Origin of the sequence: Brenneria nigrifluens DSM 30175 = ATCC 13028 (genome assembly GCF_005484965.1) — a bacterium.
GTDB classification, from domain to species: Bacteria; Pseudomonadota; Gammaproteobacteria; order Enterobacterales; family Enterobacteriaceae; genus Brenneria; species Brenneria nigrifluens.
Genome location: NZ_CP034036.1, coordinates 4,285,446 through 4,307,046, shown reverse-complemented (window position 1 = coordinate 4,307,046; position 21,601 = coordinate 4,285,446). Strand labels below are relative to the sequence as shown.

Annotated in this window: 18 protein-coding genes; 12 read left to right on the top strand and 6 right to left on the bottom strand. The window is 58.4% G+C overall.

Annotated elements, in window-relative coordinates; all coding sequences use genetic code 11:
• Window positions 1-86: 86 nt before the first annotated feature.
• A complete protein-coding gene (locus EH206_RS20225; RefSeq protein ID WP_009114643.1) occupies window positions 87-1,649 on the bottom strand; it encodes a carbohydrate porin in 1,563 nt (520 codons plus the stop codon).
• Between the two features lie 190 nt (window positions 1,650-1,839).
• Window positions 1,840-2,775 (bottom strand): aminoimidazole riboside kinase, encoded by a 936-nt coding sequence (locus tag EH206_RS20220; RefSeq protein WP_009114642.1) that lies wholly within the window; start codon window positions 2,773-2,775, stop codon window positions 1,840-1,842.
• A 474-nt stretch (window positions 2,776-3,249) separates the two neighbouring features.
• On the opposite strand from EH206_RS20220, the gene EH206_RS20215 reads away from it, so the two are divergent.
• From EH206_RS20215 to EH206_RS20195, 5 genes are all read left to right on the top strand, one after another.
• Window positions 3,250-3,768, top strand: a complete 519-nt coding sequence (locus EH206_RS20215) for a bactofilin family protein (RefSeq protein WP_040344163.1) — start codon at window positions 3,250-3,252, stop codon at window positions 3,766-3,768.
• Between the two features lie 28 nt (window positions 3,769-3,796).
• Window positions 3,797-6,523 carry a CRISPR-associated helicase/endonuclease Cas3 gene (locus tag EH206_RS20210; protein ID WP_009114640.1) on the top strand — a complete coding sequence of 909 codons (2,727 nt, stop codon included), beginning with the start codon at window positions 3,797-3,799 and terminating at the stop codon, window positions 6,521-6,523.
• Window positions 6,524-6,614: 91 nt separating this feature from the next.
• Window positions 6,615-6,866: a YoeB-YefM toxin-antitoxin system antitoxin YefM gene (gene yefM / locus EH206_RS20205; protein ID WP_009114639.1), complete on the top strand. Its 252-nt coding sequence runs from the start codon at window positions 6,615-6,617 to the stop codon at window positions 6,864-6,866.
• A complete protein-coding gene (locus EH206_RS20200) occupies window positions 6,863-7,117 on the top strand; it encodes a Txe/YoeB family addiction module toxin (RefSeq protein ID WP_009114638.1) in 255 nt (84 codons plus the stop codon). Before yefM ends, EH206_RS20200 begins: the two co-directional genes overlap by 4 nt.
• 353 nt (window positions 7,118-7,470) lie before the next feature.
• On the top strand, window positions 7,471-9,681 hold the full coding sequence (locus EH206_RS20195) for a YgiQ family radical SAM protein (protein ID WP_009114637.1): 2,211 nt from the start codon (window positions 7,471-7,473) through the stop codon (window positions 9,679-9,681).
• On the opposite strand, the gene EH206_RS20190 is transcribed toward EH206_RS20195, so the two are convergent.
• A complete protein-coding gene (locus tag EH206_RS20190) occupies window positions 9,678-10,904 on the bottom strand; it encodes an MFS transporter (protein ID WP_009114636.1) in 1,227 nt (408 codons plus the stop codon). The two genes, EH206_RS20195 and EH206_RS20190, sit on opposite strands and share 4 nt — an antisense overlap.
• A 150-nt stretch (window positions 10,905-11,054) precedes the next feature.
• On the opposite strand from EH206_RS20190, the gene EH206_RS20185 reads away from it, so the two are divergent.
• From EH206_RS20185 to EH206_RS20175, 3 genes are read left to right on the top strand one after another with little or no spacing between them, the layout of a single operon-like run.
• The gene (locus EH206_RS20185) at window positions 11,055-11,501 is read left to right on the top strand and encodes a winged helix-turn-helix transcriptional regulator (RefSeq protein ID WP_009114635.1); all 447 of its coding nucleotides are present in this window, start codon (window positions 11,055-11,057) and stop codon (window positions 11,499-11,501) included.
• Window positions 11,502-11,527: 26 nt separating this feature from the next.
• Window positions 11,528-11,989, top strand: a complete 462-nt coding sequence (locus EH206_RS20180; protein WP_009114634.1) for a YhbP family protein — start codon at window positions 11,528-11,530, stop codon at window positions 11,987-11,989.
• 18 nt (window positions 11,990-12,007) lie between these two features.
• Window positions 12,008-12,661: an NAD(P)H-binding protein gene (locus EH206_RS20175; protein WP_009114633.1), complete on the top strand. Its 654-nt coding sequence runs from the start codon at window positions 12,008-12,010 to the stop codon at window positions 12,659-12,661.
• Between the two features lie 14 nt (window positions 12,662-12,675).
• Here the strand turns inward: EH206_RS20175 and nrdG are convergent, their stop codons facing one another.
• Both nrdG and nrdD read right to left on the bottom strand, forming a co-directional pair.
• Window positions 12,676-13,140, bottom strand: a complete 465-nt coding sequence (gene nrdG, locus EH206_RS20170) for an anaerobic ribonucleoside-triphosphate reductase-activating protein (RefSeq protein WP_009114632.1) — start codon at window positions 13,138-13,140, stop codon at window positions 12,676-12,678.
• Between the two features lie 57 nt (window positions 13,141-13,197).
• The gene (gene nrdD / locus EH206_RS20165; protein ID WP_009114631.1) at window positions 13,198-15,336 is read right to left on the bottom strand and encodes an anaerobic ribonucleoside-triphosphate reductase; all 2,139 of its coding nucleotides are present in this window, start codon (window positions 15,334-15,336) and stop codon (window positions 13,198-13,200) included.
• Between the two features lie 498 nt (window positions 15,337-15,834).
• On the opposite strand from nrdD, the gene EH206_RS20160 reads away from it, so the two are divergent.
• The 4 genes from EH206_RS20160 to EH206_RS20145 all read left to right on the top strand — a co-directional run bounded on the left by EH206_RS20160 (window position 15,835) and on the right by EH206_RS20145 (window position 20,851).
• Window positions 15,835-17,379 (top strand): ABC transporter substrate-binding protein, encoded by a 1,545-nt coding sequence (locus EH206_RS20160; RefSeq protein WP_009114630.1) that lies wholly within the window; start codon window positions 15,835-15,837, stop codon window positions 17,377-17,379.
• A 20-nt stretch (window positions 17,380-17,399) separates the two neighbouring features.
• Window positions 17,400-18,386, top strand: coding sequence for an ABC transporter permease (locus EH206_RS20155; protein WP_050815667.1), 987 nt, complete (start codon window positions 17,400-17,402; stop codon window positions 18,384-18,386).
• 67 nt (window positions 18,387-18,453) lie between these two features.
• The gene (locus EH206_RS20150) at window positions 18,454-19,275 is read left to right on the top strand and encodes an ABC transporter permease (protein WP_009114628.1); all 822 of its coding nucleotides are present in this window, start codon (window positions 18,454-18,456) and stop codon (window positions 19,273-19,275) included.
• Window positions 19,268-20,851 (top strand): ABC transporter ATP-binding protein, encoded by a 1,584-nt coding sequence (locus tag EH206_RS20145; protein ID WP_009114627.1) that lies wholly within the window; start codon window positions 19,268-19,270, stop codon window positions 20,849-20,851. The genes EH206_RS20150 and EH206_RS20145 overlap by 8 nt, the downstream gene beginning before the upstream one ends.
• A gap of 11 nt (window positions 20,852-20,862) precedes the next feature.
• On the opposite strand, the gene EH206_RS20140 is transcribed toward EH206_RS20145, so the two are convergent.
• Window positions 20,863-21,597 carry a proteasome-type protease gene (locus EH206_RS20140; protein WP_009114626.1) on the bottom strand — a complete coding sequence of 245 codons (735 nt, stop codon included), beginning with the start codon at window positions 21,595-21,597 and terminating at the stop codon, window positions 20,863-20,865.
• Window positions 21,598-21,601: the final 4 nt, after the last annotated feature.

The window sequence follows — 21,601 nt, the reverse complement described above, 5'->3', positions numbered from 1 at the left end:
TTATTCCTCATTTATTATTGGGATACGCGGTATCCTCAGCGCCGGTCACCGGTTTAGGTAACCGGCGCGATGATGCTATCCGGCTATCAGAACCAGGTTTCCATCTGAACGCCAAAGTTCCACTCGCCGCCCGCTTTAAAGCCGGTGGTGCCAAAGGTGTCGGAGTTATCGCTGGTGTAGTTATCCAGACGTTTGTCCCAGTCCATGTAGCTGGCGAATACACGCAGTTCCGGGCGGCTGAAAATATTGGCGATATCACCCACTTTGAAGGTGGGCGCGAAGGTCAGCTTATAGAAGCCGCCGCTGACCTGATTGAATCTTCTGTCGCTGCCATCGACTCTTATCGTATAGCCTTGAGGGTCGAGATCCATATACTGGTAGCTGGCTTCATAAGCCAGGGCAAAGTTTTCGGTGATTTCCTGAACCAGACGGGTGTTGAAGGTTATCCATTTATAGCTGTCGCCCTCGACGTAGCGATCCTGACTGGCCTGAGCAAGAATAGAAGGGGCGAACGTCCAGTTTTTACTCAATGGCGTGGCGCCGTAAACAGCCAGACGCCAGGTATCAGCCTCATTGCTCAGGTTACCGTCCGAACCGACATTCTTGACTTCCGCGCCTAAACCGTGACCGTAGAGAATCGCCACCTTCGAGCTACCTTCACGCAGCCCATAGAAGCTGTCGCCATGCCAGGCGGCCATAGCATGATAGCCTTTATCGCCGGCATTGGTATTGGTGACGGCATTGGCACTGTTGCTTGCCGTGTTTTCGCGCGCATCGTTGTTTTTCGCTTTTAACCCGCTCAACATAAACTGGAAAGGACCCACATAGTTATTGGCGGTCAGGACGTAGTTTTTAATATCGTTGTCCAGCGCGGTGATTTCACCCAGGCTGCGGCCGTAAAGGGAAAAGTTGCTTTTGAAGCTGTCCGTCCACTTCACGTCATAGATCCCGCCGCCGGTGCCGGCCATAAAGATCACGTCGATGTCCAACTCATGAATATCAAAGTTATCGCGATCAAAGCGTTTACCCGCCCACAGCGTGCTGTCTTGCCATATACCGGTGAAGGTCGGCAGCGAGCCTAACTCGACAAAAGCCTCGCGCACGTTGAGATCGCTGCTATCCGCGGTCCAGTCGTTATAGGTGCGCTGGCCGTCGGCCATCATCACCTTGAAACGGGTGGTGGCGCCGTTATCCAGTTTTTGTTTGTGCTCCAGTTTCAGTTCGAGGTAGGTGTCGTCCTCATTGCCCAGTCGGCCGACATGCCCGCCGGTTTGACCGGCGGGGGTCATACCCGGCCCGATATCGGTTTTGGAACTGGTGCTGGAATCATTGATGGAGAGGCCTGAACGGGCATAGGCATGAAATTCGAAACCATCCGCGGACGATTTTTTGTTGGCCAAATCGGTGGTGCGCTGTTCAACCTGTTGGGTTTTTTGTTCGGTTTGTGCGGTTCGGGTTGCGAGTTGCCGTGTTTGTGTTTCCGCCGCCTCAGCCCGCGCCTCGGCGGCCGAGGCTCTGGCTTCGGCCTGTTGCAGCCGCTGTTCCAGCGCATTCAGACGGGCTTCGATGCTGTCGGAACTGGCGGCGGAAGCATAGAGGGGGGCTGAGAGTAATAATCCTATTGTTATAGCGAGTCGGGTTGGTTTCATTTTTTGTTCTCTTCTTGTTCTTGGGGCACTTTTATTGGCTAAAAATCCGTTTTTGCTAAAATGCTAAACCGATTTTTCAGAAGAGAAAATAAAGGCGGGCAATCGGGTTGGCAAGGGGTTTTACTAACCCGATTCTGTAACTGTGATCCTAACGACAAATTATCCGCATCAACCTGCGGCGACAGCGCGATCAGCGTCCGGTTAGTGAAGTTGAGTGGATCTGTTGGGCGTAAGGCAGGGCGGTCATGGCGCCTTTAGCGGTTGTGGCGAGCGCGCCGCACAGTTGGGCCTGTTCGATCACTTTTTCCCATGACGGTGCTTGCGGGAAGTCGTCGTATTCGGCTAAACCGCGCAGTAACCCGGCGACAAAAGCGTCGCCCGCGCCGGTGGTATCGACCGGCGTTACGTAAGGCGCGGTAAAATGGCGCGGCTGTCGGCGGTCATGCAGCCATACGCCCTCACTGCCTAGCGTAACCAACAGCAGTTTGGTCGGATATCGCCTGATAAGCCAGTCGATACCTGGTTCGACATTGTCGATGCCGCTAAGAAAGGCCAGTTCGTCCCGCGATAGTTTTACCACATCCGCCAGTGACAGCGCCTGCTCCAGACAATCTCTCAATTCCTGTTCGTCGGACCACAAATCCTCGCGAATATTGGGATCGAAACTGACCCACCCGTTTACGGCTTTTATTTGCCGCATCGCCTCAAGGGCCGTGCCGCGTGAAGGCTCCTGCGACAAGGCTATCGAACACAGATGCAGCCATTCACCCTCTTTGAACCGGGGCAGATCGCCCGGTTGTATAAACAGATCGGCGCTGGGGCGCACCATAAACGTGAATGAACGTTCGCCGGAAGGATCCAGGCTGACAACCACGGTGGAGGTCCGATGAGCGGCGTCCCGCACCATGTAATGCGTATCGACCTGTTCCCGATCCAGCACGTCCCGCAGAAAATGACCGAAGACGTCGTCGCCTACGCGGCCGATAAAGGCGCTGCGGCCTCCCAGCCTGGCGATGCCGACGGCGACATTGGCGGGCGCTCCTCCAGGACATTTGAGATAACGCTCTGAGTCTTCCGGGATGAGATCGACCACCGCATCGCCCATCACCCAAATTTTATGTGCCATAAAATTACTCTTGTCAGGGATATTAAGACTGTTTGCTAACATAGAAGAATCGGTTTAGCTACGCAATGTCATTCATTGGAATGATATTGCGCGCCATTAAAAAAGGCACTTTTACCTCATTCGGCAGGTTGAAAAAATATATGCGGCCTTCATCCCAATCCGCGCCCCGACAGACTAAATAAAGCGACAGCCCGTCCGATACCTAAAGAGCGCGGCCGGATTATTACGGTTGCGAGCAGGATTAATGGCATAAGGAGAAAGAAATGAGCCACCCCGCCCCTTTTCGGATTTCCCACGGTGCGTAATTACAATCTGCTTTGGGGTCTGTGGGCTGTATGGGCCCTGGCGGTTATTGCCTGGCTTATGGATATCCACAAAGATTCCCCGCTTCAGACCTATGGCCTGGTTTTGGCCGTTGTGCTCGGCGCCGGCGCGCTGATGGCGTTTTTTTATAAAGTTAACAGGAGTCACCCGATGTTTTCATTTGATAAAAACAAAAAATCTGCGGCAGAACCACAAGAGCGTAGCGCATTAAACAGCCCGACTGAGCTGGTTAATTCGGTAAGCCCTGTGCGGGTCAGGAAAGACGCCTTTATTTCTCAAGGGGCGCGCATGGAAGGCAAACTGGCGGCGGACGGCGATATTACCGTGGAAGGCGAGATCGAAGGCGACGTGTGCTGTAATAATACCATCAAGGTGGAACATAGCGGTAAAGTGACAGGTGAATTAACCTCGCAACAGATTATTATCAACGGCCGGGTTGAAGGCCGCATTTACGCCGGCAGTGTAACCATATTGGCGCAGGGGAAAGTGGTGGGGGATATTTTCTCGGATGAACTATCCATCGAGAAAGGCGGTGTCTTCACCGGTAAGTCAAATCCGCTGCAAGCGGAGCAGCGCGCTCAGGAAGCGCTCGCTTGCGCGGAAAAAGCCGACGGCCCGACTGAAAACGAAAACGTCATGGCGCTGGTTGAGAATGATCCGTTGGCATAATTAAGCGGGTGGAATCGCAGCGGGGTGAATGCGGATGGTGAATAATCAAGCGGTATGCCGGCGTTATTTTCGTTATTGGGGAAAGGCCCGTCAATCGCCGGATTCGCCGGGCGGAGACGATTATCATCTGTTGCCTTATCATGGTCTTGATGTGGCGGCCTGCGGCTATTGGTTATTAAAGAAAAATTATTTTCAGGCCAATAACATATTCTCTGAACTTGAATTAGAGAATGAAGACGTAGCGCTGTGGTTTGCCTATTTTCTGGCGTGGCATGATATCGGGAAATTCGCCCGCGGCTTTCAGCGGAAATATTTCAATCCTGACTCGCCACTGGTGCAAAATAAGGGACAGGCCGACTCCGCGCGGCATGACTCATTGGGATTCTGGCTGTGGGAAAATCGCCAGGATATTCCAGCGATTTTTCCCTTTGAGGAGATATTCGGAATCGCAGAGAAAGCGTTGGATATCTGGCTGAACATCATAACCGGTCACCACGGCAAGCCGCCGGAGCGCGATGTCAAAGGAAAACTCGCGTTTCATCAGGATGATTATCTGGCAGTTAAAGATTATCTCCATGATTTATCCTCTGTTTTCCCCGAGATTTCCTCGTTGCCCGCCTGCTTTGCCGATAAAGCCTGGTTATCGACGTTGAAGCAACAGAGTTGGGCGCTGGCCGGGCTGACCGTTCTTGCAGACTGGCTGGGATCGCGCCGGCAGGATTTTCACTATCGCAGTGACCCGATGTCGCTGAGCGATTATTGGCAGCAGCATGCGTTACCGACGGCGGAAAAGGTCGTCTCGCGTTTACCGCGCACGCCGGCCCCCGCGCCTTTTCAACACATACGGCAGTTATTTCCGTTTATTCAGCAGCCGACACCGCTGCAACAGCAGGCGCTTGAAGCGGATATTTCCGTTGCCGGGCCACAGCTTTTCATTCTGGAAGACGTCACCGGCGCGGGGAAAACCGAAGCCGCGATGATATTGGCGCATCGGCTGATGGCGCAGCAAAAAGGCGGCGGCATTTATGTGGCCTTGCCGACGATGGCGACGGCCAACGCCATGTATCAAAGATTGGCTGCGGCATACCGGGCGCTGTATCAGCCGGAGCAAAATCCGTCGCTGATATTGGCGCACGGTGCGCGCCATATGTCGCATACCTTCACTCAATCGCTGTGGGACGGCGAAAGTCAGGGGCAGACGCAGTACGGCAAAGATGAGAATAGCGCCAGCAAGGACTGCAATATCTGGTTTGCCGATTCGCGTAAGAAAGCGCTGCTGGCGGATGTCGGGGTGGGTACGCTCGATCAGGCATTGATGGCGGTGATGCCGTTCCGTCACCAGTCGCTGCGTGTGCTGGGGTTGCGGCATAAGATCCTTATTCTGGATGAAATCCACGCCTATGACGCCTATATGAGTAAGCTGATCGAACATCTGATCGGTTTCCACGCCCGGCAGGGGGGCAGCGCGATCGTGCTGACGGCGACCCTGCCGCTCAGCCTGCGCGAAAGGCTGACGCGGGCTTTTGCGCAGGGCATGGCATGTGAAGCCGCATGGCAGCCCGATCCCGATGCGCGTTATCCGTGGTTCACCCAGCTTAACCGGCAGGGATTGCGGGAAAGCGCGCTGGACACACGACCGGCAGTGAAGCGTGAGGTGAAAATCGGCTGGCTGACCGCCAGAGAACAAGGGATTGCGCTGATCAAGGCGTCGATAGCGGCCGGACAATCAATATGCTGGATCAGAAACACCGTGGATGACGCCATTGCGGTCTACCGCCAACTGCTGGCGCAAGGCGTGGCGGAGGACGATATCCTGCTGTTTCACAGCCGTTTCGCCTTTTGCGATCGCATGGCGATTGAAGAGCGGGCGTTAAGCTGGTTCGGTAAAGAGAGCACGCCCGCGCAGCGTTCAGGCAAAGTGCTGATTGCTACGCAGGTGGTGGAACAGTCGCTGGATATTGATGTGGATAATATGATTAGCGATTTAGCGCCGATTGATTTACTGATCCAGCGCGCCGGGCGTTTACAGCGGCATATTCGTTATCTCGACGGCCGCCGGAAAAATGCACGGGATAACGCACCGTTGACCGATGAGCGCCCCGCGGCCGTGCTGTATGTCTTGGCGCCGGAATGGCAGCCGGAGGCCGACGCCGACTGGCTGGGCGCTGAACTGCGCAACAGCGGCTATGTGTATCCCGACCACGCGGCGCTATGGCGCACGCAGGCTATCCTGCGTGAACGCGGGGCAATCAGGATGCCGGAAGATGCCCGAACCTTGATTAACGGCGTTTATGAAGAGCAGATCGTCGTGCCCGCCGCGCTGGAGGCGATCGCCAATAAGGTGCTGGGGGAGCGGTACGGCCAGCGGTCGATAGCCGGGCAGTTATCGCTGGCGTTGGTACATGGCTACTGCGCCAGGTCCAGCGAGTCGGGTTGGAGCGATGCGGTGGAGATCTCCACCCGGTTGGGGGAAAACACGCTGGATCTCTATCTGGCTCGGATGGCGGAGAAAGAGAGCGATTTGCCACTGCCTTACGCTCCGCCGGAAGAATTTGCCTGGGAGAAAAGCCGTTTGCAGGTGCGGGAAAGCTGGTGGCTGAAATATAAAAAATCGCTGCCGGTGCTGGAGGGCGAGGCGCTGGAGCGGTTTCGTCAGCAGCTACATCGGCCTGCGGCGCAAGTCCTGCTGTTGAAAGCGGGTGAAAGCGACGCCTTTTATAGTAAAACGGTAGGGCTGAGTATTGAGGATAGGTGATCGAATCCAAAGTACGGTATAGCAGAATGATGCCTTTAGTTGCCGTTGCAGTCATGTCATTGTACAATGTTTTGACTACGAGGGGGTAATTATGCGAACAGTAAGCTACAGCGAAGCCAGACAGAATCTGTCAGCGACGATGGTTAAAACGGTAGAGGACAACGCGCCGATACTGATCACTCGTCAGAACGGTGAAGCATGCGTTTTGATGTCACTTGAAGAATACAATTCATTGGAAGAGACTGCTTATCTGCTGCGCTCACCAGCGAATGCCAGAAGATTAATGAATTCGATAGAGAGTCTGAAAGGCGGAAAGGGCACTGAAAGGGATATCATTGAGTGAAGCTGACATGGTCGGAAGAGGCCTGGGAAGACTATCTCTACTGGCAGGACACCGATAAGCGCACGGTCAAAAAGATCAACGAGCTTTTAAAGGATGCCTGCCGTACACCTTTTGAGGGGAAAGGAAAGCCTGAGCCTCTGAAACACCATCTTGCGGGTTTTTGGTCGAGACGCATTACCGCAGAGCATCGTCTGGTCTATGCCGTTAACGAAGATGCGTTGCTGATCGCGGCCTGCCGCTATCATTACTGATTATCAACACACCCCGGCCCAGGGCGCGCAATTACTGCCACCACCGTGTTCCCCGCGCCAGCGGGGATAAACCCCCTATAAACCCCCTATAAACCCCCTATAAACCCCCGATCCCCTGAAAATAATAAAATCACGGCGAAGCTTGAGAATAGCGATTAGCAAGGCAAGCTCTGCAGTAATAAGCCATCCCTCACCTCTAAACGCGCTTTCCGGCAAAAAATCTTGATCCGCCGCATGCCGGCGTTATTTCGGTCAGCGGCGTTATTGCGGTCCGCGTATAATTCCGCACCCATTTCCCGGTTAAGCGGCCCGCAGGCGTTAGCCGGGGCATTTTCCGACAACGAAGAATTTCTATGCCGACCAGCCTGATCCAGCCCGAACGAACCCTGTTCTCGTACCCGCGTTATTGGGCCGAGTGTTACGGCACCGCGCCGTTTTTTCCCATGTCGCGCCGGGAGATGGAGAAACTGGGGTGGGATAGCTGCGATGTGATCGTGGTGACCGGCGACGCCTATGTCGATCATCCGAGTTTTGGCATGGCGATCGTCGGGCGGCTGCTGGAAGCGCAGGGGTTTCGCGTCGGTATCATCGCGCAGCCTGACTGGACGTCGAAAAACGATTTTATGCGTCTCGGCAAGCCCAATCTGTTTTTCGGCGTCACCGCCGGGAATATGGATTCGATGATTAACCGCTATACCGCTGACCGCAAGTTACGTCATGACGACGCCTATACTCCCGGCAATATCGGCGGGAAAAGGCCGGATCGCGCGACGCTGGCGTATAGCCAGCGCTGTAAGGAAGCCTATAACGATGTTCCGGTGATCCTCGGCGGCATTGAGGCCAGCCTGCGGCGCATCGCCCACTATGATTACTGGTCCGATACCGTGCGGCGCTCGGTGCTGGTGGACGCCAAGGCGGACATGCTGATCTACGGCAACGGCGAGCGGCCGCTGGCGGAGGTGGCGCACCGGCTGGCGGCGGGTGAGCCGATAAGCGCTATCCACGATGTGCGCAATACCGCGGTGATGCGTAAAACGGCGCTGGTCGGCTGGACGGGGGTTGACTCCACCCGGCTCGATAAGCCCGGCCGCATCGAACCGATTATCAATCCCTACGGCGAGGATTTGCCCTGCTCCGAGGGGGAGGTTCCCGCGGCGCAGGCGGCTCAGCCGATTACCGTGCGGGTGCCCAGACCCAAGCCGTGGGAAAAAACCTACGTGCTGTTGCCGTCATTTGAAAAAGTAAAAGGCGATAAGGTGATGTACGCCCATGCGTCGCGGATATTACATCATGAAACCAATCCCGGCTGCGCCAGGGCATTGATGCAAAAGCACGGCGACCGTTACGTGTGGATTAATCCGCCGGCGATCCCGCTCTCTACCGAGGAGATGGACGCGGTGTTCGCGCTGCCGTTTCAGCGCGTTCCGCATCCTTCCTACGGTAAGGCGGTGATTGCGGCCTACGATATGATCCGCTTTTCGATCAATATCATGCGCGGCTGTTACGGCGGCTGTTCCTTCTGTTCGATCACCGAGCACGAGGGGCGGATTATCCAGAGCCGCTCGGAAGCGTCCATCGTCAAAGAGATCGAAGAGATCCGCGATAACGTGCCGGGTTTTACCGGCGTGATCTCCGATCTGGGCGGCCCGACGGCGAATATGTATATGCTGCGCTGCCAGTCGCCGCGCGCCGAGCAGAGCTGCCGGCGGGCTTCCTGCGTTTATCCGGCAATCTGTCCGCATATGGATACCAACCATGAGCCGACCATTAAACTTTACCGGCGCGCACGCGGCCTGAAAGGGATCAAGAAAATCCTTATCGCTTCCGGCGTCCGTTACGATCTGGCGGTGGAAGATCCGCGCTATATCAAGGAGCTGGCCGAACATCACGTCGGGGGATATCTGAAGATCGCCCCGGAACACACCGAAGCCGGGCCGCTGTCGAAAATGATGAAGCCCGGAATGGGCAGCTATCACCGTTTCAAGCAGCTTTTTGACGATTATTCGCAACAGGCGGGAAAACAGCAGTATCTGATCCCCTATTTTATCGCCGCGCATCCGGGCACCCGGGATGAGGATATGGTCAATCTGGCGCTGTGGCTGAAAGAGAACCGTTTCCGATTGGATCAGGTGCAAAACTTTTATCCTTCCCCGCTGGCGAACGCCACCACCATGTATTACAGCGGCAAGAATCCGCTCGGCAAGGTGGATTACAAGAGCGAGGACGTGGTGGTGCCGCGGGGCGAGCGCCAGCGCCGGCTGCATAAGGCGCTGCTGCGCTATCACGATCCGGCGAACTGGCCGCTGATCCGCGACGCCCTGAGCGCCATGGGGATGAATCGGCTGATCGGCAACCGGCCCGGCTGTCTGATCCCCGCCGCCGCGCCGGGAGAACGCGCGGGAGCCGGGGCAAAGGGCGTCGGCCGCCCCGCGCTGACACGCTTTACCGCGCCGCCCGCCGTCGATAAATCCGTCGCTAAAAAAGCGGCGCCGGGCGGTAAAAATAGCGCAGCCGCTAAGCATTCCGCTCAAAAACCGGCTAAGCGGGATAAAAAACCGCGTTAAGATCGCGATGGCGCGGAAACCGGCATCCTGCTCAGGGTGACGCCCCAGAAAACCAACGCCGACAGGCTGACGGCGGCGCCGAGCAGGCAGACCCCCGCCCAGCCGGCGGAGGCATAAACCATGGTCGCCGCCATCGCGCCCAGTCCGCTGCCAACGCTGTAAAACAGCATATAACACCCCACCAACCGGCTATGGGCATCCGGGCGGGTGTTGAAAATCATGTTTTGGTTAGCGACGTGAACTGCCTGAGCGCCGAGATCCAGCGCGATAATGCCGATGGTCAACGCATACAGCGAATAGGAAGTCAGCCCCAGCGGCAGCCACGCCGCCAGCAGCAATAACAGGGCGCCTCCGCTGACCCATTGCCCCCGCCCTTTGTCCGCCCAGTCGCCCGCCTTGACGGCGGCCAGCGCGCCGAGTATGCCTACCAAACCAAAGGCGCCGATGGCGGTGTGGGAAAGATAATAAGGCGCGGCGCTCAGCGGCAATACCAGCGCGCTCCAGAAGATGTTCAGGGCGGCGAACATCAGTAAAGCGATGACGCCGCGTATCTGCAACGTGCGCTCCTCGCGCAGCAATGCCAGCATAGAGAGCAGCATCGCCGGATAGGATGAGCGCCGCGCCGGCCGGGCCTGATGCGGCAGCGCGCGCCACAGCGCGACGGCCAGCAATAGCATCAGCAGGGCGGAAAAGAGATACACGCCGCGCCAGCCCGCTAAGTCGGCGATAATACCCGCCATAACGCGCGCCAGCAGCAGCCCGATCACCACGCCGCCCTGCGCCGCGCCGACAACGCGTCCGCGCTCCTGTGGCGCCGCCGCGGTCGCGGCATAGGCGATCAGCCCTTGGGTCATTGCGGTGCCCAGCATTCCTACGGCCAGCATGCCGGCCAGTAAATAAAGCGGCGTGGTCGCCAGTGCCACCGCGATCAGCGCCGCCGTCAGGGCGCCAAGCTGGGCTAACATTAAATGGCGCCGGTTGACGAGATCGCCCAACGGCACCAGCAGCAGTAACGCCAGCGCGCAGCCGACCTGGGTGGCGGTCATGACGCCGCCGATCGCCGCGGTGCCGATGCCGAAATCCGCCGACAGCGCGTCTAACAGCGGCTGCGCATAATAGACGTTCGCCACGCTTAGCCCGCAGGCGGCGGCCAGTAAAAGAACCATCAGCCGCGGCATGGGGGCAGGCAGGGTTGAGACGGCGATACGGTTTTCTGTGGTCATGATACTATTCCGCATAACGATGAGTTTCAAAATGCAACTGATTGCAGCCTAGTGATAGTGGTTTTAAAATGCAACTAGAAATTATGGCGCCAGTGAAAAATCAGCCGGCTGGCGCAGGGTCTGATAAGACGGAAACGGGATAAGAGACCGATGGTGAAACGCAAAAGTATGAAAGAGGATGCGTGCCCGGTGGCGCGTGCGCTGGATGTGGTCGGCGATCGGTGGTCGATGCTGATTATTCGCGATGCGTTCGACGATCGTCGGCGTTTCGGCGATTTTCAGCGTAGTCTGGGGGTGGCGCGCAATATTCTTACCGATCGTCTGCGCCGTCTGGTGGAAGAGGATATTCTGGCGGTGCGGCCGGCGTCCGACGGCTCGGCCTATCAGGAATATGTGCTGACCCCCAAAGGCGCTCAGCTTTTCCCGCTGGTGGTGGTGCTGCGCCAGTGGGGAGAGCGGCATCTGTTTGAACAGGGTGAAGCGCACTCCCGACTGCTGGAGCGGCAAACCGGCAAGCCCCTGCCGGCGATGACGCCCCGCTCCGCCGAAGGGCGTGTACTGGCGTCGCAGGATACCTATGTTCAGAAGGTTAACTGAAATGCCCACGTACGGCAGGAGGACAGGTGGAAACAGAAAACGACCTTAAAGCTATCTCCCGTTATCTGAAGAAGCTGCACGTACTGACGCTGTGCGTGGGCGATAATTCGGATTTATGGTGCGCCAGTTGCTTCTACACTTATGACGAACTACAGGTGGCTTTTTATCTGATGACCGAGCCGCACACGCGTCATGGCGAGCTGATGTCGCGGCAGCCGCGGGTCGCCGGGGCGGTCAGCGGCCAGCCGAAAAGCGTTATGCTGATTAAAGGGGTGCAGTTCCGCGCGCAGGCCGAGTTATTGCAAGGGGAGGACGAGCAGCAGGCGCGGGCGCGGTATAACGCGCGTTTCCCGGTCGCCAGAGCCTCCGCGGCGCCGCTGTGGCGCTTGCGGCTGACCGAACTGAAAATGACGGACAACGCGCTGGGTTTTGGGAAGAAACGCTATTGGCAACGAACCGGGCATGACGCCATGATATTAAAAACATAGATAAACACAGGAGAATATATGAGCCGGGTATTGCTATTAGGGGCGACGGGACTGGTAGGCAATGAACTGTTGCAGCTTTTAAAGGCCAATCACCGGGTTGAAACGATTTACGCGCCCACCCGTAAGCCGTTGCCTCCTGCCGAAAAAGTGGTGAATCCCCACAACGCCGATCTTGCCGCGGCGCTTTCTCAACTGACTTCCCCCATTGATATCGCCTTTTGCTGTCTGGGATCGACGCTGAAGGCCGCGGGGAGTAAACAGGCGTTCCGCTATGTGGATTACACGCTGGTGGTGGAGGGGGCGAAAACCGCGCTGGCATTGGGGGCGAAACATCTGCTGGTGGTCAGTGCGCTTAACGCCAATGCGACGTCGCCCTTCTTTTATTCGCGAGTCAAAGGCGCGGCCGAGAAGTCCCTGCGCCAGCAGGGATGGCAACATCTGACCCTGGCCCGCCCCTCGCTGCTTGTGGGGGAAAGGGAAAACTATCGTCCTCTGGAGAGTCTGATCGCGCCGCTCTTTCGCTTTTTTCCGGCGAAATGGCGGGCGATAGAGGGGAAAACCGTGGCGCAGGCCTTATTGAATCAGGCGTTTTCTCCGCAGCCGAAAGCGAAAGTGGCGGTGTTGGAGTCCGACCAACTGCGTACGCTGGCCAGGCGGACAACGCCTATGTAGCCGCGGTACGGCTATCAGCGCAGGTAGTGGATAACCTGATTGCTGCTGCCGCGCCAGATTAACGCCGGATCTTTGAGATCCTGAACGAATTTGCCGTCCACCAGCACATTGATCAGGGACACCACCTGCCGCTGTTCCTCGGTCAGCTCCGCCAGAACATAGCCCGTCCACAGCCAGATATCCTTGCCGGGGCATTCCGCGCGCACTCGTTTTACCAGGCGCAGAACGTCGGGTACGTTCTGCGGATGGAGCGGATCGCCGCCGGACAGGGTGATGCCCTGCCGGGGGATCTCTGTGTCCTGGAGGTCGGCGATGATCCGCTCCTCCAGCTCCGCAGTAAACGGCCGGCCGGAATTAAGCCGCCAGGTGCTTTTGTTGTAGCAGCCGGGGCATTGATGCACGCACCCGGAAACAAACAGGGTGCAGCGCGTTCCGGGGCCGTTGACCACGTCAACGGGGTAATACTGGTGGTAATTCATCTGCGTAAAGGCCGTGTGATAAGGGGTAAGGCCGCGTTTTAGCGCGGCCCGGCGCGGTTAACCCAACTGCCCGTTGCCCAGGTGTTTGATGCGCCGTTTAACCTCTTCCTGTTTGCCGGCGTTGAACGGCCGGGCGTCCGGGCTGCCGAGATAGCCGCACACCCGACGGGTGACGGAGACGCGGGCCGAGTCGTGATTGCCGCATTTCGGGCAGGTGAATCCCTTGCTGGTACACTCGAATTCACCAGTGAAGCCGCATTCGTAGCACTCGTCGATCGGCGTGTTGGTGCCGTAATAAGGTACGTGGCGGTAGCTGTAATCCCACACGTCTTCCAGCGCTTTCAGGTTATGTTGCAGGTTCGGGTATTCGCCGTAGCAGATGAACCCCCCGTTGGCCAGCGGCGGGTAGGGGGCTTCAAAATCGATTTTTTGGTACGGATTGACCTTCTTCTCCACGTCCAGATGGAAGCTGTTGGTGTAGTAGCCTTTATCCGTTACGCCCGGAATAATGCCGAACTCGGCGGTATCCAGCCGGCAGAAGCGGTCGCACAGGTTTTCGCTCGGCGTACTGTACAGGCTGAAGCCGTAGCCGGTTTCTTTTTTCCACTGCTCGGTGGCGGCTTTCAGACGGGCGACGATGGCGACGGCTTTTTCACGCAGTTGCGCATTATCGAAGACATGAACCTCATTGCCGAACAGCGCGTTAATGGTCTCATGCAGCCCGATGTAGCCCAGCGAAATAGAGGCGCGGCCGTTCTTGAAGATATCCGCAATGTTGTCGTCCGCTTTTAAGCGCACGCCGCAGGCGCCTTCCATATACAGAATCGGCGCCACGCGGGCCTTCACATTTTCCAGCCGGGCGATACGCGTCATCAGCGCCTTTTTCGATAACGCCAGGCGCTGGTCGAGCAGCGCCCAGAAACGGTTTTCATCCCCGTTGGCTTCCAGCGCGATCCGCGGCAGATTGAGGCTGATCACCCCCAGATTGTTGCGGCCGTCATGGATTTGTTCGCCGTCCTCTTCGTAGACGCTAAGGAAACTGCGGCAGCCCATCGGCGTTTTGAATGACCCGGTGACTTCAACCACCTGTTCGTAATTCAGAATATCGGGATACATGCGCTTGCTGGCGCATTCCAGCGCCAGTTGCTTGATATCGTAATTCGCGTCGGCAGGCTTGTGGTTCAGCCCGTCGCGAATGGCGAACACCAGTTTGGGGAACACCGCCGTTTTATGGTTTTTCCCCAGCCCGGCGATGCGGTTGCGCAGAATGGACTCCTGGATCAGCCGGGATTCCCAACTGGTGCCGAGCCCAAAGCCGAAGGTGACGAACGGCGTCTGGCCGTTGGCGGTATGCAGCGTATTCACCTCATATTCCAGCGACTGGAAAGCGTCGTAGCACTCTTTTTGCGTCCGGGTACGGGCATAGCCTTCCGCATCGGGAATGTGCCATTCCCGCGCCACGTCCTGATGTTTTTTATGGCTGGCGGTGACGAACGGCGCCAGAATTTCATCAATACGGTTAATGGTGGTGCCGCCGTAAATATGGCTGGCGACCTGGGCGATAATCTGCGCGGTGACCGCCGTGGCGGTGGAAATCGATTTCGGCGGCTCGATTTCCGCGTTCCCCATTTTAAATCCCTTGGTCAGCATGCCGCCCAGATCGATAAGCATGCAGTTGAACATCGGGAAGAAGGGGGAGTAATCGAGATCGTGATAGTGAATCTCGCCGCGTTCATGGGCAAGCACCACGTCGCGCGGCAGAATGTACTGTTTGGCATAGTGCTTGGCGACGATCCCCGCCAGCAGATCGCGCTGGGTGGGAATGACTTTACTGTCTTTGTTGGCGTTTTCGTTCAGCAACGCCATATTGCTCTGCTCCACCAGCCCGCGGATCTCCTGATTCAGCCGGCCGTGACGCTCGCGCGCGACGTCGCGATCGTGGCGATATTCAATATAGGTACGCGCCAATTGTTTGTATTTGCCGGACATCAACAGGTTTTCGACCGCATTCTGAATGTCCCGAATGTCTACGCGTCGTTTATCCTGCATTTGTTGAGCGACTGCACAGGCTACGGTTGCACAGTAGTCCGCGTCGTCGATACCGGCGGCCTGCGCCGCTCGCTCGACGGCTTCTTTGATGCGTACTTCATCAAAAGGTACCTGGCAGCCATCCCGTTTAATCACTACTGGTTTCACGTTTTTTTCCTCAGTCAATGTTATCCACAGGGGGAAACCGCGGCGCGCAAGGGCTGCGGATGATATTGTGGATTAGCACTATATATAGTTCATACTTTACATGATAGACACTATATATTGAATTTTGTGCCTGCGTATCACCATTTTTTTGACGTAGAGCAAAGAAAATCGAGTGTCGTAGATAATTCACACTTGTGCAAAAAATAACAATAAAAAGCCGGGAATTTGCTAAGCCCTGGCGCGCGCGGCATCGCATCGTGCGGCGATGTTTTGGCTATAAAGGCATCTAGACATCCAAACGTTTTTTCACTAAGGTGAGCGCACCGTTTTTCAGTTCGCGCAACGGGCTATACGCATGGCGTAACGGGTTTCGATGTCGGACGGCGGAATAGGGCGGGCGTACGCTGCTGTTGCAGGCATAAATCTTAAATGGATTTACCGCAGCGAAGAAGAAAAAAGCCATCGGCAACGGTGGGATAACGATAAGGAATAAATATCATGAATCGTCGTCATTTTATCAAGGGCGCCTGCGCTGTCTCCGTCGCCGCCGCGACCGCCGGCTGGCCTCTGGGCTATGCGTGGGGAGCGGAAGGCAACGACGCCCCGCGGAAAGGCGGGCATCTGATTATCGGGGTGGACAACGCCTCCAGCACCGACCGTCTCGACCCCGCTTTCTGGTTTGAAACCTATATGTATTTCGTCGGCTCCCAGCTGTTTAACAACCTGGTCGAAGTTGACGAAAAGGGCGAGCTGATCCCGTCGCTGGCGGAGTCCTGGTCCAGCGCGGAGGGCGGCCGCACCTGGATCCTGAACATCCGTTCCGGGGTGCAGTTCCACGATGGGCGCACGCTGACGGCGAAAGACGTGGTCTACTCCCTCAATCACCACCGCGGCGAGCAGTCCAGCTCATCGGTAAAAGGCTATCTGGACCCGGTCACCTCGCTGGAAGCGACCGGCGCCCATGAGGTCACCATTCGCCTGAGCGAACCGAACGTGGAGTTTATCGCGCTGCTGAGCGACGTTCACTTCGCCATTACCGCGGAAAATGAATCCTTTGATAAAGGCATCGGCACCGGGGCCTTTATTCTGGAGAGCTTCCAGCCGGGGGTGCGAACGCTGGTTAAACGCAACCCGAATCACTGGAACAGCGAACGCGGCCACGTGGATTCGGTGGAAACGCTGGCGATGAACGACTCCACCGCCCGCGTGGCGGCGCTGGTGAGCGGCTCGGCGCACATTATCAACCGCGTCAATCCGCGCGTTGTCAGCCGCATCGAAAGGATGCCCAACCTGCAACTGTTGCGTACGCGCGACGGCTTTATTTTCACCTTCCCCGGACTGGGCAACGTGGCGCCGTTCGATTCGCCGGACGGCCGTCTGGCGCTGAAATACGCCATCGATCGCCAGCAAATCGTCGATACCGTGCTGGGCGGTTACGCCAGCGTCGCCAACGACAACCCGATTTTTCCGTCGAACCGCTATTTCGCCAAAGACATTCCGCAGCGTCCTTACGATCCGGAAAAAGCCCGGTTTCACTGGCAAAAAGCGGGCTTCAAAGGTCCGCTGGTGCTGTCGGTGGCGGATGCCGGTTTTCCCGGCGCGGTGGATGCCGGCCAGCTCTATCAGGCCTCCGCGCAGCGCGCCGGCATTCCGCTGACGGTGGAGCGCGTGCCGGACGATGCCTTTTGGGACAACGTCTGGATGAAGAAACCGTTCGTCTCTTCCAACTGGTCGATGCGCCCGACGGCGGATGCGCTGTTATCCCTGGTGTTTACCAGCAAGGCGCCGTGGAACGAATCGCTGTGGCATGAGCCGGCGTTTGATCAACTGGTGCAGGCGGCGCGCGGTGAACAGAACGAGGACAAACGCCGGCAGATTTACCACGATATTCAGGTGATGCTGGTGGAAAAAGGCAGCGAAATCATCCCGCTGTATGCCGATACGCTGGATGCCTGCAACAATAAGGTCAAAGGTTTCCACGCCATCCCCGGCTTCCCGCTAAGCGGTAACCGCGCCGCCGAAAAAGTATGGCTGGCGAGTTGAAAACGGGTGATGCGACGGTGATGTCAGGTAGTCCGCGGTTTTTAATTTCCCGCTCTCCGCTGGGGCTGATGATTGCCCGCCGGCTGCTGGCGGGCGTGGCGATGCTCGCGGTGGTGTCGGTGCTGATCTTCGCCGGCATTCAACTGCTGCCGGGCAACCCGGCCACGGCGATCCTGGGCCAGTCCGCCACGCCGGAAGCGGTGAACGCGCTTAATGCGCAGTTGGGATTGGACCAGCCGGCGCTATCGCGCTACTTTTCCTGGCTGGGCGGGATAGCGCGGGGCGATTTCGGGCAGAGCTTTACCAGCCGGCAAAGCATTGCTCCGGCGCTGGCCTACCGCCTGGAGAATTCGCTGTTTCTGGCGGGGTGGACGGCGGTCATCGCCGTGCCGCTGGCGCTGCTGATTGGCTTTATCTCCGTGCGCTATCAGGGCGGCTGGCTGGATCAACTGCTGAATATCTTTACCCGCACGGCGGTGGCGCTGCCGGAATTTTTCTCCGGCTATCTGCTTATCCTGGTGTTCTCCATCACCCTGATGTGGTTGCCCAGCAACAGCAACGTCAGCGCCGGCATGCCGCTGTCATCCCGGCTGACGGCGATAGTCCTGCCTGGCGTCACCCTGCTGCTGGCGGTGCTGGGGCATATGAGCAATATGACCCGCGCGGCGCTGATTAACGCCCAGAGCGCCGCCTATGTCGATACCGCCTTGCTGAAAGGCCTGACGCCCTCCGCCATCCTGCTGCGCCATGTCCTGCCGAACGCCTGGGGGCCGATCATCAACGTGATCGTACTGAATCTGGCTTACCTGATGGTCGGCGTGGTGATTGTGGAAAACGTCTTCGTTTACGCCGGACTGGGGCAGTATATGGTCGACAGCATCAGCAAGCGCGATATGCCGGTGATTCAGGGCTGCGCGCTGGTGCTGGCGGCGATTTATATCTTGTTGAATCTCCTGGCGGACGTGGTGGCGCTGATCGCCAATCCCCGTCTGCGTCATGCCCGTTGATCCCCCGAATGGAATCAGCCCAACGAAGAATAGAGTGCAATATGCAAACAAAAGGGGAGCCTGCCGCATGCCCGCGCTAAAACCTTCCGCGCTGCTCGGTCTGTTGGGGCTGGGTGTTTTTATTCTGCTGGCGCTGCTGGCGCCCTGGATTGCGCCCTATCCGGCCGATCAGGTGGTGGGCGGTCCCTGGATCGGCCCGACGGAACAGGCGCCGCTTGGAACGGACAATCTGGGGCGGGATCTGTTTTCCCGCCTGATCTGGGGAACCCGCACGTCGCTGACGGTAACCGCGCTGGCGGCGCTGCTGGCGTTTCTACTCGGCACGCTGCTGGGGTTTCTGGCCGGCGTATGCGGCGGCTGGGCGGATCAGCTGATTTCCCGCGTCAACGACGTGCTGATGGCGATCCCGACGTTGATTCTGGCGCTGGTGGTGCTGGCGCTGCTGCCGAAAAACACCGCCATCATCATTGTGGTGCTCGGCGTGCTTGAAGCCACGCGGGTGCTGCGCGTGGCCCGTTCGCTGGCGGTGGATATCGCCGCGCAGGAGTTTATCGAGGTCGCCCGCATGCGCGGCGAGTCCATGCGCTGGATCCTGTGGCGCGAAATCCTGCCTAACGCGGCCACCACGCTGGTGGCGGAGTTCGCCATGCGCTTTATTTTCATCCTGCTGTTTCTCTCCGCGCTGTCGTTTCTCGGCATGGGGATCCAGCCGCCCACGGCGGACTGGGGCGGTCTGGCGCGGGATAATAAGGACGGCATTCTGTTCGGCGTCTGGGCGGCGCTGGTGCCGGGGGCGGCGATTGCGCTGCTGGCGGTATCGCTGAACCTGGTGGCGGACTGGCTGCTCAGCCGCAACGCGCGTAGCTGGCGGGGAGGCCGTCATGGCTGATTTATTGCGGGTGGAACACCTTCAGGTGGCGGCCGACGATCGGACGCTGGTGGACGATATCTCCTTCAACCTGCGCAAAGGGGAGGTGCTGGGGCTGATTGGCGAGTCCGGCGCCGGAAAATCCACCATCGGGCAGGCCATTCTCGGCCATTGCCGCCACGGCATGCGCATTCGGCAAGGGCACATCTGGTTTGCGGATAGCGACCTGGCGGCCTTGTCCGAGCGGCAACTGCGCAAGGTGCGCGGCCGGCGCATCGCGTACGTGGCCCAGTCCGCCAGCGCGGCGTTTAATCCGGCGCGCAGGATCGGCGAACAGGTGATCGAGGCGGCGGTGCTCCACCGGGCGTTGACGCGCCGGCAGGCGACCGAACGGGCGCTGGAATTGTTCGCCCGGCTCTCCCTGCCGGACCCGGCGGCGTTTTTCCGCCGTTATCCGCATCAGGTATCGGGCGGCCAGCTCCAGCGGGCGATGATCGCCATGGCCCTTATCGCCGGGCCGGATCTGATCATTTTTGACGAGCCGACCACCGCGCTGGACGTCACCACGCAGCTGGGCGTATTGCAGGCGATAGCGGACATTATTCGCCTGACCGGCGTCGCCGCGCTCTATATCAGCCACGATCTGGCGGTGGTGGCGCAGCTTAGCGACAGGATCATGGTGTTGCGCGGCGGACGGCAGGTGGAAATCGGCGCCACCGCGCAGATTCTGGCCCAGCCGACGCAAGACTATACCCGCCAGTTGCTGCTGGCGCGGGGGGAGCCCAAAGCGCCGCGGCCGCCGTCGGACGATATCGTGCTGGATATTCGGCGCGTCAGCGCCAGCTATGGCCGGCAGCCGGTGCTCGAAGCGGTATCCCTGCAACTGATCCGCGGCCGGACGCTGGCGGTGATCGGCGAGTCCGGTTCGGGGAAATCGACGCTGGGCCGCGCGGTGTGCGGGCTGCTGGCGCCGGAGAACGGCGACGTCGTTTTGCAGGGCGAGTCTCTGCCGCCGCGCCTGGCGCAGCGTACCCGCCGCCATTTTCAGGCGGTGCAGATGATTCATCAGCATCCCGATACGGCGCTGAATCCGCGTTTGACCGTCGGGGTGCAGATTGAGCGCGCGATAGCCTGCCTGACGGATTTGCCCGTCGGCCAACGCGGCGCGCGGGTGCGGGATTTACTACAGCGGGTCGGCTTACCCGCCGCGCTTGCCGGGCGCTATCCCGGCGCGCTTTCCGGCGGCCAGAAACAGCGGGTGTGCATCGCCCGCGCGCTGGCGGCGGAGCCTGAGCTGATCGTGTGCGACGAGCCGACGTCGGCGCTCGATCCGCTGGTGGCGCGCGATGTGCTGGCGCTATTGCGGCAGATCCAGCGGGAAACCGGGGTGGCTTACCTGTTTATCACCCACGACCTTCACGTGGTGCGCGAAGTGGCGGACAGCGTGGCGGTGCTGCGCCACGGCCGGATCGTCCGTCAGGGCCCGGTGGCGGAGACATTATCGCCGCCGCTGGACGACTATACGCGGCAGCTGCTGATCGCCGTGCCGGAGATGCGCTGCGGCTGGCTGCGGGAGGTTAGCGCCGCCAAGGCGTAACCTATTGATGACTATTTTATATCCGGAAACGGCGGCAGTTGGCGAAAGGTATTCAGCAACCCTTCCGACCACGCCTTGCGGATTTGGATGAAATAGGGGTTGTTTTCGGTAATACGCTGCTGTTCGCCGGTGTCAAAGCTGTTTGCCCGGTAGATCATCACGTCGAGCGGCAGCCCCACCGACAGGTTGCTGCGCAGGGTGGAGTCAATGGAGATTAGCGCGCAGCACATGGCCTGCTCCAGCGGCGTATCCATGCTCAGCACCCGATCGATAATCGGTTTGCCGTACTTGCTTTCGCCGATCTGGAAATAGGGCGTGTCGTCGGTGGCTTCGATAAAGTTGCCTTCAGGATAGATATGGAACAGCCTGGGCGCCTCGCCGGCGATCTGACCGCCCAATAGCAGATTGCAGCCGAAATTGGTGTTGCTGCCGCTCTGCTGAGCCTGGCTGTCGCGGTGGATCACTTCACGCACCGTTTCTCCCAACAGCATGGCGGCGTGGTACATGGTGCCGGCCTGTAGCAGATTGGGCGTTTCCTGCGCCTCGATGCGGGCGCTGAGCAGGCTGATGATACTCTGGGTGGTGGCCAGATTCCCGGCGCACTGGATCACCAGTACGCGTTGATTATCTTCATGAAAGATATGAAGTTTTTTAAACGTTGAAATGTGGTCGACGCCGGCATTGGTGCGGGAATCCGAAGCAAATACCAAACCGTCAGACAGACGCATGGCCACACAGTACGTCATAAAG